The organism is Leucobacter komagatae, from assembly GCF_006716085.1.
GTDB lineage: Bacteria > Actinomycetota > Actinomycetes > Actinomycetales > Microbacteriaceae > Leucobacter > Leucobacter komagatae.
The window spans coordinates 2,913,241-2,928,421 of record NZ_VFON01000001.1 but is presented as its reverse complement, the minus strand read 5'-3'; the positions used below and the strand labels follow the sequence as shown (position 1 = coordinate 2,928,421).

Sequence of the window (15,181 nt, the reverse complement as noted above, 5' to 3'; positions counted from 1 at the left end):
CAGGTTCGGGGGCTCGCGCCGCCGCCAGTGCGCCTACAGCAGCTTGCGCAGCCACTTCCTCGCGATGCCGTCCTTTGCGGCCGTGTAGGGCGGCATCACCGTTGCGGCGAGCGTGTCTGGGCGCAGTGGCTTCGCAAGCACGGCCTTCTCGTGGCTGAAGACTCGGAATGAGAGTTCGCCGTGGTACGCCCCCATCCCGCTCTCACCGACTCCGCCGAACGGCAGCTCGGGGGCGGTGAGGTGCATGACCGGCACGCCGAACGCGAGCGCACCCGAGCTCGTCTCGCGTTCCCAGCGCGCCCGCACGGCCGGGTCGTCACTGAAGACGTAAGCGGCGAGCGGCTTGTCGCGGCCCACGACAAAGCTCAGCGCGTCGTCGAGGTCGTCAACCTCGACGAGCGGGAGGATCGGGCCGAAGATCTCCTCCTGCATCACCCGTGCTTCACGTGAAACCCCCGCGAGCACCGTCGGGTCGATGTGCAGCGCGCTCTCGTCGAACCCGCCACCCACGACCGGATCGCCGTCGCCGAGGTAGCCGACGAGGCGGTCGAACTGTGCGCGGTTCACCACCCGGCCGTAGTCGGGGTTCTGCTGCGAGGCCGAACCGTACAGCTCGTGCACCGCATCGCCGAGCAGCGGCGCGAGCCTCGCCAGCACCGACCGAGTTCCGAGTACGTAGTCGGGGGCGACGCAGGTCTGGCCGGCGTTCATGAACTTGCCCCACACGAGGCGCTTTGCGGCCTCTTCAAGGGGCACCGTCTCGTCGACGTACGCGGGCGACTTGCCGCCGAGCTCAAGCGTGATCGGGGTGAGGTGCTCGGCAGCGGCGCGCGCGACGATGCGGCCCACCTTGCCGTTGCCGGTGTAGAAGATGTGGTCGAACCGCTCGGTGAGGAGCGCGGTCGTCTCGGGAACGGCCCCCTCGACGACGGCGATCGCGCGCCTGTCAAGCGTGTCGGGGACGAGCTTCGCGATGAGCGACGCGGTCGCTGGCGCGAGTTCGCTCGGCTTGATCACGACGGCGTTACCCGCCGCAATCGCACCGATCACGGGCGAGAGCGCGAGCATGAGCGGGTAGTTCCACGGCGCGATCACGAGCGCGACCCCGAGGGGCTCAGGCACAACCTTCCCCGAGGCCGGCTGCAACGCGAGCGGCAGGCCCACCCGCCTGGGGCGCATCCAGCCGCTGAGGCTCGCCAGCGCGTGGTCGATCTCGGCGACGAGGAACCCGATTTCGGTGAGCTGCGCCTCCGTTGGCGCCTTGCCAAGGTCGTCGCCGAGCGCGCGTTCGAACTCCGGGCCCCGGTCAAGCAGCAGGTCGCGCAGCCGCGTCAGCTGCTCGCGACGCCACGACTCAGGCCTCGTCACGCCCTGGTCGAACGAGTAGCGAAGCCCGGCGACGATCCCGGGGATGCGATCAATTGCGGTAAAGCCCATGCGCCCAGAATAGTCTGCGCCCCTGGGCCTGAACAGGCCCAGGGGCGCAGCCCGAGGTGTACGTGCGTGCCGTGCGGCACGACCATGGAGTCTTAGCCGTGCAGCGCGGGCACGATCAGGTAGATGCCGACGAGCACGGCGATCGCCGAGAGGCCGAAGCAGACGTTCGCCGCGATTGTCGCCCACAGCGGGCGCCCAGCCTCCTCGTCGATGTCGTCGTCCTCGTCATCGCGATCCGGGCCGACAGGCTCGATTGACCCATCGGGCCTTCGGGCCGGCCTGGGCGGGGTCGCAAGGAACCTGATCCCGAGCGAGTACAGCGCGACGACGAACACGGCGGAGAACAGTGCCGCGCCGAACACGGTCAGGAACGCCATCCAGTTGATCTCGCTCATGCGTTGCCTCCCTCGCGCTGCTTCGCGGCAGCCTGCTTCGCCGCGGCTTTCTTCGCTGCCTTCTGGGCGGCTTTCTCGGCCTCGCGGCGGGCCTTCTCAGCCTCTCGTCGAGCCTTCTCGGCCTCGCGCTTCGCCTTGTCAGACCGGACGGCCGACTGCGCGACCGGGGTGAGCGGCGGAACGGTGCCTGTCTTCGTCGGCACCTTCTTCACGCGGCCCTTGCCCATGCGCACGGCATAGCCAGACTCGGCGACGTCGGGCACGGCGATCGCATTACCGGCGTCGACCTTGTTGCGGCGCGAGCGCCAGAAGATGAAGAGGATGAAGAAGAGGCCGAGCACCGCGTCAACGATGATGCCCCACGTGCCGAGGTGGGCGATGAGTGCTGCGATCGCGCCAACGATGCCCGCTGCGGGCAGCGTGAACAGCCAGCCCGACGCGATGCGACCGACGGTGCGCCAGCGAACGGTGGAGCCCTTGCGGCCGAGGCCGGAGCCGATGACCGATCCCGACGCGACCTGCGTGGTCGAGAGGGCGAAGCCGAGGTGGCTCGAGGCAAGGATCGTTGCTGCTGTCGAGGTCTCAGCCGCGAAGCCCTGGGCTGGCTTGACGTCGGTGAGGCCCGCCCCGAGGGTGCGGATGATGCGCCAACCGCCCGAGTAGGTACCGAGCGCGATCGCGACGGCGCAGGCCGCGATAACCCAGAAGTGCGGGTTGGTGCCCGGCTCCTGCATGTCGGCGGCCACGAGCGTGAGCGTGATGACACCCATCGTCTTCTGCGCGTCGTTCGTGCCGTGCGCGAGCGCGATGAGCGATGACGAAGCGATCTGCGCGTAGCGGAAGCGGCCGCGGCCGTCCTTGCGACCGTCGTGGCGGCGCGTGATCGCGTAGGCGACGCGGGTCGCAGCGAACGCAACGAGGCCGGCCGTGAGCGGGGCCGCGAGCGCGGGGAGCAGGATCTTCGAGAGGAAGACGCCCCCGTCAATCGCGGAGAACCCGGCGCCAACAACGGCCGCGCCGATGAGACCGCCGAAGAGGGCGTGCGAGGAGCTCGAGGGAAGGCCGTAGAGCCAGGTCACGAGGTTCCAGACGATCGCGCCGATGAGGCCCGCAAAGACCATCTCGGGGCTGATGAGCACCCCGCCGTCGCCGCCCTCGCGGATCAACCCGCCAGAGATCGTCTTCGCGACCTCCGTGGACAGGAAAGCCCCGACGAGGTTCAGGATGGCCGCGAGCAGCACGGCGGTCTTCGGCTTGAGCGCGCCGGTGGCGATGGGCGTGGCCATCGCGTTGGCCGTGTCATGAAAGCCGTTCGTGAAGTCAAAGAAGAGTGCTAGCGCAATGACCAGCAGCACGATGAGGGTGAATTCCACCGTCGCCTTCCGTTCGGCGTAATAAATTGATGAGGTTCATCGCGTGCTCGCTCACACGGATGTACCACCCGTTCACGCGCGCGCTATCTAAATGTTTGCATCTCGCCATGCTTCGGTCAAGCTGCGGTCACCCCGTTCACCTCCCGTTCACTTTGCGTGTCCCGACCCCTGGAATACCCGCGGCACAGCGTATGTTGGGTGGGGTGAGCGAGGCCACTCGCGCACGGCATTCAGGAGGATGTAATGAGCACGGCACAGATTTCAGATTTCACCCCGGCCGCGGGCGCAATCACCATGTTTTCCACCGAGTGGTGCGGCTACTGCAAGCGCCTCAAGACGATGCTCAAGGCGACGGGCATCGACTTCACCGAGGTCGACATCGAGAATACCCCCGGTACGCCCGAGCTCGTGGAGCAGGTCAACGGCGGCAACCAGACCGTACCAACGGTCGTCTACCCCGACGGCACGACGGCGACGAACCCGTCGCTGAACGACGTGAAGGCGAAGCTCGGCCTCTAGCGGGGTTTGCTCGGGGCGGGGCCTGCTCGGCCCACAGGGAGCGCATGCCTGGGCTACCCGCTCCGCACCTGTGGATAGTCGCCGTTCGACAGCGGTAGCGCCCAGGCTCAGGCCATGACCTCAGCCTTCCCCGCCCACCCGGCAATCGGTGAACTCGTCGCCTCGTCCGGGCTGTACAGTTCAGGGCTCACCAGGCGTGAGCTCGCGGTCGCGGTGCGGGCTGGCGCGCTCGTTCGCGTCCGCTACGGCTGGTACGTCAGCCGCGAGGTCTGGGAGCAGCTGCCTGCCGCAGACCGTCACCTGCTCACTGTTCTCGCGGCGAACCGGAGCGCCCTCGAAGCCCCGACCTTCTCCCACCGAAGCGCGGCCACACTTCACGGGCTGCCGGTCTGGTCGCCGTGGCTCCACGCTGCGGGCAGTCACGGCGCCCGCAGTGCCGGGAGCGCCGGCTCTCGTCGGCAACGTGCTTCGGCCAGCGGGCCTGACCCGAGCATTGCCCACACCACCGTCTCACCCCCGGGCAGGGTCTCGTCGAGCCGCGCGCTCGTCCGGCACTCGTCAGCGCTCCCCGACGCCGATGTCGAGGCATGGGATGAGCTCGGCAGGCAAGAGTTGTCGCGCCCACTTCGGCTCACCACCGCAGACCGTACCCTCGCAGACCTCGCCGCGACCGCGCCCTTCACCGTCGCCCTCGCTTGCGCCGACCATTACCTTCGCGAGATCGCCCGGGTGGGGCGACAGATCGACGTCGCGACCGTCGCAGAGTGGCGGGATGCAATGCTGCACCGGAGCGCTTTGAAGCGAGGCCGCCCCGGCAGCCTCGCGTTGTTCGCGGTGGCGCTGCTCGCGGACCCGCGCGCCGACTCCCCACTCGAAACCCTGTCGCGGCTGCGCTTCGCACAGCTCGGGGTCGACGTTGAGCTGCAGGTGCCCGTCCACGGGCGCGACGGCCGAAGTTCGTTCTTCCTAGACTTCGAGCTCAGCGGGCGCGGTTTTTGGGGCGAGGCCGATGGCAAGCAGAAGTATGTTGGCGCTGAGACGCGTCGGGGTCGAAGCGCCGATGAGGTCGTCTACGCGGAGAAGCGCCGGGCCGAGTGGATCGCCGGGTCAACGGGCCTCAAGCCAATCAGGTGGGGCGCGTCCGAGGTCCTCACGCTTGCGGGGTTCTCCTCACACCTCGAAGCCCACGGCGTCCAGGTTCCCGGAACCCCGAGTTTGCGGTGGGGCCCGGGGGTCGCGGGGTTTCTGCGGGGCCTCCCTTAGGGCCCCGGGCGTCAGGGCCCTAAGGGAGGCCCGGCTCTTCCGGCCCCGGCCCTTCCAGCCCCGGCCCGCCGGGCCCCGCCTCCCGGCCCGCCGGGCCCCGCCTCCCGGCCCGTCCGCCCCGGCCACTTCACCCGCTCTGCACCGTTTCACCCGCAATTTACGTGTATTTTGCGGGTACATCGGTGCGAAGCGGGTGTATCGGCCGACGGCCTGCCGGGAATGGACGGCCGCAGCCCCATCGGCCGACGGCCTGCCGGGAAAGGACGGCCGACGGCCAGGGGCCGCAGCTACAGCGGTGACTCAGCCGAAGTTGAGGCGCACCTCCGCGTAGCGCTCCTCTGGGACGGTCTTCAACTTGCCGACCGCCTCAGCGAACGGCACCATCTCAATCCTGTCGCCGTGGAGGCCGGCCATGTTGCCCCACTCCCCCGACAGCACCGCGTCAGCCCCAGCAATGCCGGTGCGGGTCGCGAGTACGCGATCAAACGCCGTCGGCGACCCACCCCGCTGCACGTGCCCGAGCACCGTCGACCGGGTCTCGATACCCGTGCGCTCCTCGATCAGGGGGGCCAGCATGTCGGCAACACCCCCGAGGCGCGGGCGACCGAAGCCGTCGAGGCCCTCGCGGGTCACGGCGTCATCCGAGCCCTCAAGCTTGAAGCCCTCCGCGACGACGATGAGCGCCGAGCGCCCGCGGTCGCGCACGTTTGCGACCCACTCGCACACCTGCTCGATACTCTCGGGGAACTCGGGCAGCAGCATCGCCTGGGCGCCACCGGCCATTCCGGCGTGCAGCGCGATCCAGCCCGCGTCGCGGCCCATCACCTCGAGCACCATGCAGCGGCGATGGGAGTCGCCCGTCGTGCGGAGCCTGTCGATCGCCTCAGACGCGATCGAGACCGCGGTATCGAAGCCGAACGTGTAGTCGGTGCCGGCGAGATCATTGTCGATCGTCTTCGGGAGGCCGACGACGTTGATGCCCGCGTCCCACAGGATCGAGGAGACCGTCTGGGTTCCGTTGCCCCCGATGAGCATCAGCCCGTCGAGGCCATACGACGTCATCTTTGCGCGCAGCGCGTCAAGAGATTCGGGGGTGACTGGGGCTTCCCACGGCGGCACCCGGCTCGTGCCGATGAAGACACCGCCGAGCGGCGAGAGGCCGCGCACCGTCGGCCTGTCGAGCTCGATGAACTCGCCATCGTGGAAGCCTCGCCAGCCGTCGATGAAGCCGATCATCTCGAAGCCGTGGACGTCAACGCCACGCAGCACCGCGCCGCGGATAGCGGCATTCATGCCCGGGCTATCGCCGCCCGAGCAGAGAACTCCAATACGCATGAGCACAATGCTAGTGGTGGCGCGAATGCTACTGACACATCGAATCGCGCCATTTTGGCGCGCGGAACCGCCAGGCCCCGCGCACCCAGCAGGCTAGCGGCCGGATGCGTCGGCGACGGCGCGGGTCAGCACGCCAATCAGCGCGAGCAGCTGCACCGGATCGGCGTCCTCCTCGGCGGCGGGAGCCCCGTCGAGCGCGCGCGCCGCGAGGCCCGCCTTGCCGTCGATGAGCTCGGCGATGCGAGCGTCGATCGTCTGCGCCGCAATGATGCGCCACGCGGTCACGGGTTCTTCCTGACCGATGCGGTGTACGCGGTCGATCGCCTGCGTCTGCTCTGCGTCAGTCCAGCTGAGCTCGGCGAGCACGACGTTCGACGCGGCCTGCAGGTTCACGCCGACGCCCGCAGCGGTCAGCGAGCACACCGCGACCGAGACCTCGGGGTCGGTGTTGAACGCGTCAATCTGCGTCTGGCGGAACGTGGCGGTCTGCTCGCCCCTGATCGAGACCGTCTTGAGCCCGGCCTCGGCGAGCTGCGCCTCCGCACGGTCCATGACGTCGATGTGCTTCGCAAAGAACACGACCTTGCCGACCGAGCGCGCGAGCTGGGCGGTGTAGTCGACGGCGAGGCCGGCCTTGGCCACGCCAATTTCGCGCACCATCGTAAACACATTGAAGCCGTCGGCGGAGGCGTTCGACTCCTCGAGCTCCTGGGCGGCAACCATGCGGATGATCGCCTCGTCCGAGAGCTTCTCGCCGAGCTTGCCCGACTTGACCGCGGTGAAACGGTCGTAGAGCTTCTGCGCGAGCTTCGCCTCGGCGGCGCGGATACCGCGGCCGAGCTCGTCGTCAAGCTGCACGGGCAGGTCAACAACGCGCTTCGCGGGCAGGTCGGCGGCCACGTCGATCTTGCGGCGGCGCACGATGCCCATCTCGATGACGCTCTGGCGCGCCTCGGGGTAGAACGGCGGGTCTGCGGGCGTCCAACCGTTGTTCTCAAGCTTGGCCATGAGCTCGGGCCCGGGCTTGTCTGCGTCGGTCCAGCCGAGGAACCGCCAGATGGCGCGGAAGTCGTCAACCTCGTTGATGAGCGGCGTACCGGTCAGCGCGACGAGCAGCGGCTGCGAACCGCGGGTGCGCTCGCGAATGCTCTCGGCGATCGTGAGCACGTTGCGCGAGCGCTGCGACTGCGTGTTCTTGATCATGTGCGCCTCGTCGACGACCATGCTCTTGAACCCAAAGCGCGAGATCCAGCTCAGGTGCCTGTCGAGGATGTCGTAGTTCACGACGAACACGTCGGCAAACGCGTCCATAGACTCACCGTCACCGTGAATGACAGTAACGGTGCGCTGCGGCGTCCACCGCTCGACCTCGCGCGCCCAGTTCATCTTCACGACGTTGGGCACGACGACGAGCATCGGGTAGGCGTCAGCGACGGAGGCCGCGAGCACCGACTGCGCGGTCTTCCCGAGGCCCGGCTCGTCGGCGAGCAGGAAGCTGCGGTGCCCGTCGCGCACGCTCGCGAGGAAGCGGGCCTGGTGCGGCATGAGCTCGAGCCCGCGGGGCGCGAGCCTGTCGGGAACCGGCGCCTCTGGCAGGTCCATGCAGGCCGCCCCGCCACCGCCCTGCTCGAACGACTTCAAGAGCGGGTTGAGCAGCTCCCAGTTCGCGAGGCGAACGACGGGAGTCGGCTGCTTCGGAGTCTCGAGCGACGGCGCGAGGAAGGGGTTCGCGAGCATTCGCGAGTGGATCCGCGCGGGCTCGACCTGGCGCTCGGCGAGCTCCGGCGGCACGAGGGTCTTGGCGGGCTCGGCCTCGGCCGGGGCTTCCTCAGGAACGTCGATGCCAGCCTGCACGAGCATCTTCCGTTTGAGCTGCCTAGTCGCCTCGGTGATCGTCGCGCCCGGTTCGAGCAGCGTAATGAGGCTCGTGTCGCGCGCCGCGGTCTTCGCGAGGATCGCGGCGACACCGTCGAGGCGCTTCAGGGTCTCGGCACGTTCGCTGTCACTCACGCCCTCCTCGGTCTTCACGCGGGCGCGCTCCTCGCGCATGAGCAGCGCGATGACCTGGAATTTGGTGCGGTTCTGGGGGCTCGCCTTGCCGCGCTGGGCGGAGGCCTCAACCTCGCGAACGGCGCGAGCGAGCAGAGGGATGATGCCCTCGTTGTGCGCGTGTTTACGCGTTCCGCCCGAGCGCTGACGCTTCGCTGGCTGGCGGGTGGCAGTGCTGCTTGCCAATTGCTCTCCTGGAGGATCTTTGCGTGACACACCGAATTTGGGTGACACGTAGCATGCGCGCCCCTACCAAAATTCGGGGCGAAGCCGGTCGAGCGTCAAGAATCTGAGCCGCACGCTGTACGGGATTCGAGTTACACGTCTCTCGACTATGCGTCGATCTTACCACCCGATACTTGGGGGCGCGCCCGGGATGCGCGAACTTGGGCTCGAAGTCAGCCTTCACGCACCTCGGCGAGGATCGCGCGCGTCTCTGCAACGTCCTCGTGCATTCGCGCGATGAGCGCCTCAACCGAGCTGAAGGGCAGCATCTCGCGAATGCGCTTCGCGAAGCGCACCTCCATCTGCTTGCCGTACAGGTCGCCCGCGAAGTCGAGCACGAACGCCTCGACGCGGGGCTCCCCCTCGGGCTCGAAGGTGAGGTTCACACCGACCGAGATCGCGGCGTCGTGCTCAACACCGTCGATCACGACTGACCCGGCGTAGACGCCGTGAGCGGGCACGAGCCCCTCAACGGTGCCGCCGAGGTTCGCCGTCGGAAACCCGAGTTCGCGACCGCGCGCGTCGCCGTGCACGACCTCACCGCGCACCGAGTGGCACCTGCCGAGCATGGCCCGGGCAGTGACGAGGTCGCCGGCGAGCACCGCGTCACGGATCATCGTCGACGACACTGCCTCATCCTCGTCGTCGCCAACGCTCGCGACGACCTCGACGGTGAAGCCGAGCTTCGGCCCAAGCTCGCGAAGGAGCGCGGCGTCGCCGAGGCCGCGGTGGCCGAAGTGGAAGTCCTCGCCGAGCAGCACGTGGCGCACATTCAGGTTGCCTACGAGCACACGCTCGACGAACTCGGTCGCCGGGATCGCGGCGAACGCCTCATCGAACTGCACCATGACGCAGGTGTCGACGCCCGCGTTCTCGACCAGCTCAAGTCGCTGCGCACGGCTCGCGAGCGGCTGCGGGCAGAGCTCGGGGCGCAGCAGGCTGAGGGGGTTATTCGCGAACGTGAACACGACGGAGTGGAGGTTCTCAGCGCGCGCCTTCCGCAGCAGCGACGAAATGATGGCCTGGTGCCCCCGGTGCACGCCGTCGAACTTGCCAACGGCGACGACGGAGCCAGCATCGAAGCGGGCCGGGTCGAGCTCGTCGATCGCGGTAAAGAGTTGCATCAGACCGTCTTCTTTTCCTTGGAAAGCCAGATCAGGCCGAGAATCGGCAACACGAGCGGGATGTAGCCGTAGCCCTGGCCGAAGAACGACCACACCGACGGGTGCGCGAAGAGCTGCGGCATCGTGATACTGAGCGTACCGACGACGAGCACGCCGACGAGTTCGAACAGCAGTGCCGCCCACGCGATGGGGCGCCAGACGCCACGGCCGCGGCGGATCAGCGCGATCGTCGCGACGATGTACACGACACCCGACACCGCGGAGAGGATGTAGGCGAGCGGCGCCTCATCGAACTTCGTGAGGATCTGATAGACGGAGCGGAACGTCGCCGCCATCGCGAGGATGATGTAGACGGTGATCAGCACCCGCCCGAGCCCGCTCATCTTCTCGCTGCGCTGCTCTGTCTCTGTACCTGTTCCCACGTTGCTCACCCCCCGAGTCTACTCTTCCGCTAGCCCCAGATCACGAGCATGCGGTACGTCATGACCGCGACCGACAGCCCGACGACGGCGAGCACGAGGTTCGCGAAGCGGGTGCGGTCGATGAGCGCCCAGAAGCCCGCACCGATGGGCAGCGCGAGCGCGACGATGAGGTACATCCAGAACTCGAGCGCGTCGCCAACGGGCGCGTTCCCCGCGAGCGGCGCAATGATCGAGATCACGACCTGCACGACGAGCAGCACGGCGACGAGTGCCGTCGCGCCCATCGTGTAGTCGTTCGGGGCCTGCTTGCGAAGCCCCTGCACCGCGCACATCACAGCGGCGATCAGCGCGACCGCGATCGTGACGTAGCCGAACCATGCGATCATGCTGCCCCTCCGGGATCAAGTGACGGGAAATTTGCGAGGACGTGGGTGCGGCCGCTCTTGACGACGACCAACCCGACGAGCCTGTCAGCAGGCGAGCCCGGAAGCACCGCTGCGACGACCGGAGCCGGTGGCTGCCGTTCGGGGTCGATCGAGAGGCGCTTGCCGTCTGCGAGGTCTTTCGCCTCCGCCGCATCAAGTTCGAGGACGGGAAACAGCTCGCGCGCGATGGTGGCGGGCGGGTACAGCGTTCCCGGATCCCCCGCCGATGTGCCGTCACCCACGAGCTGGGCGTGCGGCGTCGCCGCGTCGACCGAGAACGGACCGACGGCGGTGCGTCGCAGCGCCGTGAGGTGGCCGCCGACGCCGAGGGCCTCGCCCAGGTCGCGTGCGAGCGCGCGAATGTACGTTCCGGTCGAGCAGCGCACGACAGCGTCGATGTCGATGACATCGACGGGCTCGCCGTCGGGCCCCGGGACGCTGAGGATCCGCGGCTCACCAATTTCAAACCCGTGGATCGTGACCGGACGCTTCTTCAGCACGACCTCCTCGCCGGCGCGCACGCGGTCGTAGGCCCGCTTGCCGTCGACCCTGATCGCACTCACCGCGCTCGGTGCCTGCTCAATCGGGCCGGTGAGGGCCGCGACGCCGGCCGCGATGCGATCCTGATTCGCGAACACCTCGGCGACGAGGCCAGCGGGCGCCGCCGCGGTGACGTCGCCCTCGCGGTCGTCAGTGACTGTCGCGAGCCCGAGCCGGATCGTCGTCGTGTACGTCTTGTCGAGACCGACGAGGTACGTGAGCAGCCGGGTCGCCGGGCCAGCCCCGAGCACGAGCAGCCCGGTCGCCATCGGATCGAGCGTGCCGGCGTGCCCGACCTTCTTCGTGCCGAGCGCGCGGCGTGACTTCGCGACGACGTCGTGACTCGTCCAGCCCTCAACCTTGTCGACAAGGAGGATCGCGCCCTGCGGCATATCTGCAAACTTCACCCCACAAGCCTAACGCTGAGAGACGTCGCGGGGTCGCGGCGGCTCGTAGACTCGTGGGGTGGCAGACGATCGGCAGGTAGGCTTCGACCCTTCGGCGATGAGCGGCGCGCTCATCGATTGGTTTCGGCACGCGGCGAGGGATCTGCCCTGGCGAGCACCGGAGACCACTGCCTGGGGCATCCTCGTTTCCGAGTTCATGTCGCAGCAGACGCAGGTCGAGCGCGTCATCCCCCACTGGCTCGAGTGGATGGCGCGCTGGCCCGTGCCGTCAGCGCTCGCAGCGGAGGAGCCCGGCGAGGCCGTCCGGGCGTGGAAGCGGCTCGGGTACCCGCGGCGGGCACTCTGGCTGCACCGGGCTGCCGTAGAGATCGCCGAGCGGCACGGCGACGAGGTGCCTGCCGACGTCGACGCGCTACTTGCGCTCACCGGGATTGGGCCCTACACGGCGCGGGCGGTCGCGGTATTTGCGTTCGGCGACACGCACCCGGTCGTCGACACCAACACGCGCCGCGTTATCGCGCGCGCCGTGCACGGCAGGGCGGCGGCGGGTATGCCCGCCCCGCGCGACCTCGACGACATGACCGCGCTGCTCCCCTCCGACCGCGAGGCGGCGGCTGTGTTCAACGCGGCGGCGATGGAGCTTGGCGCGACCGTGTGCACGGCCCGGGCGCCGAAGTGCGGCGACTGCCCCATCGCCGAGCTCTGCGAGTGGCGAGGCGCGGGGTACCCCGAGAACGCTCCCGAGAAGCGGCCGCGGCAGGCAGCGTTCGAGGGCAGCGACAGGCAGGCGCGCGGCAAGATCATGCAGTTGCTGCGAGCTGCCGCAGGGGCCGTCGACCCCGCGGAGGCGCTCGCGGCAGCGGCCGAGGGCCGGGCTGCTGGCCGGGCTGCGGCTCAGGCGCGCGACGCGTCCCAGCCGCAGCGTGCCCTCGACTCGCTCATTGCCGACGGGCTCATCGTCGAGTTCGAGGGGCGACTCAGGCTGCCATAGGCCGCGCCCGGCTGTCGCTGCTTGTGCCTGCCGGCGTTTCCTTACGCTTACCTGCGCCTCCTTGTGCTTGCCGGCGCGCGCCGCTCGCACGGGTGAACCGGGAGTGAAGCAGAATTCATGACACCGTCATGCGGCCGTCGAGTAGCGGCCACGCTGTATAGACAACTTGGATACCTGGGCGCCTCACGCGGCGCACGAAAGAGAGGAATCCATGTCAATCGGCAGAATTGCGGGAATAGCGCTCGCGGGCGTCGCGCTGCTTGGAGCGCAGGCCGCGCTTCCCCCGTCGACCGCCGCGGCGGCGGTCACCCAGAGCGAGGTCGCGGCGCCAGCGGCGAGCCTTGAGAGCGGGCGCTACGTCGGGCCGCAGACGATCACCTTCACGGCCCAGCCCGGCGCCGAGATCAGGTACACGCTCGACGGCACCCACCCCACCAGGCAGAGTCCACTCGCGAGCGGGCCGATTTCCGTCGAGCGCACCGCGAACGTCACCGCCGTCGCGTTCACTGACCGGAGCGAGAGCCTGCCGACGATCCGCGGCATCCTCGTAAAGACTGCCGAGGAGCCCCTCTCGCAGTTCGCCGTCATGAGCGACATCCACCTCTCGACGGGCACCGGCCCGGCGTGGGATAAGTGGGCGGGGTACTTCGACACACTGAAGCGCATTATGCCGAGCCCCGACGCGATCATCTCCAACGGCGACCAGATCAACGACAACAACTTCAACACCGCATCAGACCACCAGTACCCGCGCACGATGCTCGAGCAGAACCTCGCGCGCACCGGCATGACCGACACCAAGGTCATGATGTCGTTCGGCAACCACGACGACCGCGTGTACCGGATGGCTGAGCAGTACCCCGATGCTTGGTTCCCCGGCGAGACCGGATACTACGAGTCCGAGATCAACGGCTTCCCAGCGTTCGTCGTGAACACGGAAGCGTGGAACTCGACGCAGGCGAGCTGGCTGTACGGCAGGCTCGATGCGATCTCGAAGGACCCTGCGACGCAGGGCCAGCCGATCTTCGTGTTCGGCCACCGTCCCATCCCGGCCACCGTCTGGGACGGCGCGCAGGCGTCGAACTCAGGCCTCAAGCAGAACCTCAGCGCGTTCCCGCAGGTGGTGTATTTCTCGGGGCACTCCCACTTGAACATCACTGACGAACGCTCGATCCACCAGCAAGACTTCACGTCGGTGAACGAGGGCTCGATGTCGTACGGCGAGAACGACGGCAAGTTCCAGGCGTTCGGCGCGGGCCTGGCGCGCGACGCGACCATTCCGACGGCGCAGTCCGTCGTCGTTGACGTGTACGCGGATCGCATCGAGATCGACAGAATCAACTATGCTGCCGACCCGGGCCGCACCTACACGGACGAGGGCGTCTGGAGTTTCCAAGAGAAGCCGCCGTTCAACTCCTCGGGTTCGCTCGCCGGCCCGACCTGGACGGTTGCGCGCGGCGCCACCCCCGCTGAGACCAAGGCGAAGTTCGCCTACACCCAAGCGAACCGAAACGCGGTCGCGCCTTCGTGGGGCGAGGCGCAGCCGACGGTCAGGCAGACCGAAACCGGGCCCGTACTGCGGCTCCCCCAGGCCGGCGACGACCAGTTCACATCCGAATACACGCTCGTCGTGAAGGACGCTCAGACAGGGGCGACAACCACGCTCGTGCCAGCGAACGGCAGAATCTACTCCGACTACGTGGTCGCCCCGAAGCCGGCCGTACTCGATATCCCCCTCGCGGTGCGCGCCGGCGACAGGGTCGGCCAGCCCATCGACCGTGCTCTCGAGCTGGGTCGCAGCTATGAGGCGACGCTAACCGCGTACGACTCCTACGGCAACAAGAGCGCCCCGCATACCTTCACTTTCACCGCTGGCGACGTCGATCGCAGCGCCATCGATGAGGCCGAGACCGCCGCGACGCCGGTCCTTGACCGCGTCGAACGCGTGCTCGGGCTGCAGTCTCCGGCTGAACCGGAAGACTTCGGCTACGCGGTCGCAGACGTCGCCGCGGCGACGGCCGCTGCGGCCGAACTCCGGGAACTCTTTGAAGCGAAGCCCGCGACGCAGGACGCGGCAGACAGCACCGCCTGGGCAGCCACCGATGCCGCCGGCGCGCTCGATGCCATGCTTACACCGGTGAACCGCGCCGACCTGGCGGCCGCAATCACCGAGGCACGCACGGCGCTCGGCTTGCCTGCCAGCGCCGAGAGCGAGGCTCGCGACGCGGCTGCAGAAACGGCTGGCGCTGCAGAGAAGGCTGGCGCCGCGGCTGAGAAGGCGTTGCGCGCCGAACTCGGCGAGGCCGAGGAGCTGCAGCAGACGCTGAACGTGGCCCAGGGGGCGATTGATGCTGCTGCAGCTGAGCTTCGAGAGGCGCTCAGGGTGTGGAGGAACGCCGCGGAAGAGGGCGAGCCGGGCACCACAGAACCGGGGGCTTCCGGGCCGGGCGCTTCCGGACCGGGCACAGAGGGGTCAACGACCGCCCCGGGCAAGGGCTCGGGCAACGACCCGCTCGCGAACACCGGAGCGACGGTGTTCGCTGGCGTTGGCGCTCTCGCCGTCGTCGCGCTCGGCGCGGGTGGTGCCCTGCTGGCGGCGCGCCGCCTCCGCCGCGACTAGCCTCACCAAACGCAAGGGGCCCGGCCTGGGCGTGCTGATCGCACGCCCAGGCCGGG

The 15,181-nt window shown here is 68.5% G+C and carries 13 protein-coding genes; 4 read left to right on the top strand and 9 right to left on the bottom strand.

Annotated elements, in window-relative coordinates; translation table 11 throughout:
• Window positions 1-33: 33 nt before the first annotated feature.
• The 3 genes from FB468_RS13265 to FB468_RS13255 all read right to left on the bottom strand — a co-directional run bounded on the left by FB468_RS13265 (window position 34) and on the right by FB468_RS13255 (window position 3,205).
• A complete protein-coding gene (locus FB468_RS13265; RefSeq protein WP_141887771.1) occupies window positions 34-1,437 on the bottom strand; it encodes an aldehyde dehydrogenase family protein in 1,404 nt (467 codons plus the stop codon).
• Between the two features lie 92 nt (window positions 1,438-1,529).
• A complete protein-coding gene (locus tag FB468_RS13260) occupies window positions 1,530-1,832 on the bottom strand; it encodes a hypothetical protein (protein WP_141887770.1) in 303 nt (100 codons plus the stop codon).
• Window positions 1,829-3,205, bottom strand: a complete 1,377-nt coding sequence (locus FB468_RS13255; protein ID WP_141887769.1) for an inorganic phosphate transporter — start codon at window positions 3,203-3,205, stop codon at window positions 1,829-1,831. The genes FB468_RS13260 and FB468_RS13255 overlap by 4 nt, the downstream gene beginning before the upstream one ends.
• A gap of 243 nt (window positions 3,206-3,448) precedes the next feature.
• On the opposite strand from FB468_RS13255, the gene FB468_RS13250 reads away from it, so the two are divergent.
• The gene (locus FB468_RS13250) at window positions 3,449-3,724 is read left to right on the top strand and encodes a mycoredoxin (protein ID WP_141887768.1); all 276 of its coding nucleotides are present in this window, start codon (window positions 3,449-3,451) and stop codon (window positions 3,722-3,724) included.
• A gap of 114 nt (window positions 3,725-3,838) precedes the next feature.
• Window positions 3,839-4,987: a hypothetical protein gene (locus FB468_RS13245; RefSeq protein ID WP_141887767.1), complete on the top strand. Its 1,149-nt coding sequence runs from the start codon at window positions 3,839-3,841 to the stop codon at window positions 4,985-4,987.
• A 300-nt stretch (window positions 4,988-5,287) separates the two neighbouring features.
• On the opposite strand, the gene FB468_RS13240 is transcribed toward FB468_RS13245, so the two are convergent.
• The 6 genes from FB468_RS13240 to truB form a co-directional block, all read right to left on the bottom strand.
• Window positions 5,288-6,322 carry a 6-phosphofructokinase gene (locus FB468_RS13240; protein WP_211359135.1) on the bottom strand — a complete coding sequence of 345 codons (1,035 nt, stop codon included), beginning with the start codon at window positions 6,320-6,322 and terminating at the stop codon, window positions 5,288-5,290.
• A gap of 93 nt (window positions 6,323-6,415) precedes the next feature.
• The gene (locus FB468_RS13235) at window positions 6,416-8,557 is read right to left on the bottom strand and encodes a DEAD/DEAH box helicase (RefSeq protein ID WP_141887765.1); all 2,142 of its coding nucleotides are present in this window, start codon (window positions 8,555-8,557) and stop codon (window positions 6,416-6,418) included.
• Window positions 8,558-8,769: 212 nt separating this feature from the next.
• On the bottom strand, window positions 8,770-9,720 hold the full coding sequence (locus FB468_RS13230; RefSeq protein ID WP_141887764.1) for a bifunctional riboflavin kinase/FAD synthetase: 951 nt from the start codon (window positions 9,718-9,720) through the stop codon (window positions 8,770-8,772).
• On the bottom strand, window positions 9,720-10,103 hold the full coding sequence (locus tag FB468_RS13225) for a hypothetical protein (protein ID WP_141888353.1): 384 nt from the start codon (window positions 10,101-10,103) through the stop codon (window positions 9,720-9,722). The genes FB468_RS13230 and FB468_RS13225 overlap by 1 nt, the downstream gene beginning before the upstream one ends.
• 68 nt (window positions 10,104-10,171) lie before the next feature.
• Window positions 10,172-10,528 carry a hypothetical protein gene (locus tag FB468_RS13220; protein WP_141887763.1) on the bottom strand — a complete coding sequence of 119 codons (357 nt, stop codon included), beginning with the start codon at window positions 10,526-10,528 and terminating at the stop codon, window positions 10,172-10,174.
• A complete protein-coding gene (truB, locus tag FB468_RS13215; protein ID WP_141888351.1) occupies window positions 10,525-11,499 on the bottom strand; it encodes a tRNA pseudouridine(55) synthase TruB in 975 nt (324 codons plus the stop codon). Before truB ends, FB468_RS13220 begins: the two co-directional genes overlap by 4 nt.
• A 112-nt stretch (window positions 11,500-11,611) precedes the next feature.
• Here truB and FB468_RS13210 point away from each other — a divergent pair, with 112 nt between their 5' ends.
• On the top strand, window positions 11,612-12,505 hold the full coding sequence (locus FB468_RS13210) for an HhH-GPD family protein (protein WP_141888349.1): 894 nt from the start codon (window positions 11,612-11,614) through the stop codon (window positions 12,503-12,505).
• A 211-nt stretch (window positions 12,506-12,716) separates the two neighbouring features.
• On the top strand, window positions 12,717-15,125 hold the full coding sequence (locus FB468_RS13205; RefSeq protein ID WP_141887762.1) for a chitobiase/beta-hexosaminidase C-terminal domain-containing protein: 2,409 nt from the start codon (window positions 12,717-12,719) through the stop codon (window positions 15,123-15,125).
• Window positions 15,126-15,181: the final 56 nt, after the last annotated feature.

Bases quoted from the DNA above. Each gene is read 5' to 3' on its own strand.
- FB468_RS13265 (WP_141887771.1), bottom strand. From the start codon at position 1,437: ATGGGCTTTACCGCAATTGATCGCATCCCCGGGATCGTCGCCGGGCTT.
- FB468_RS13250 (WP_141887768.1), top strand. From the start codon at position 3,449: ATGAGCACGGCACAGATTTCAGATTTCACCCCGGCCGCGGGCGCAATC.
- FB468_RS13220 (WP_141887763.1), bottom strand. From the start codon at position 10,528: ATGATCGCATGGTTCGGCTACGTCACGATCGCGGTCGCGCTGATCGCC.
- FB468_RS13210 (WP_141888349.1), top strand. From the start codon at position 11,612: ATGAGCGGCGCGCTCATCGATTGGTTTCGGCACGCGGCGAGGGATCTG.
- FB468_RS13260 (WP_141887770.1), bottom strand. From the start codon at position 1,832: ATGAGCGAGATCAACTGGATGGCGTTCCTGACCGTGTTCGGCGCGGCA.
- FB468_RS13230 (WP_141887764.1), bottom strand. From the start codon at position 9,720: ATGCAACTCTTTACCGCGATCGACGAGCTCGACCCGGCCCGCTTCGAT.
- FB468_RS13225 (WP_141888353.1), bottom strand. From the start codon at position 10,103: ATGAGCGGGCTCGGGCGGGTGCTGATCACCGTCTACATCATCCTCGCG.
- FB468_RS13245 (WP_141887767.1), top strand. From the start codon at position 3,839: ATGACCTCAGCCTTCCCCGCCCACCCGGCAATCGGTGAACTCGTCGCC.
- FB468_RS13240 (WP_211359135.1), bottom strand. From the start codon at position 6,322: ATGCGTATTGGAGTTCTCTGCTCGGGCGGCGATAGCCCGGGCATGAAT.
- FB468_RS13205 (WP_141887762.1), top strand. From the start codon at position 12,717: ATGTCAATCGGCAGAATTGCGGGAATAGCGCTCGCGGGCGTCGCGCTG.
- truB (WP_141888351.1), bottom strand. From the start codon at position 11,499: ATGCCGCAGGGCGCGATCCTCCTTGTCGACAAGGTTGAGGGCTGGACG.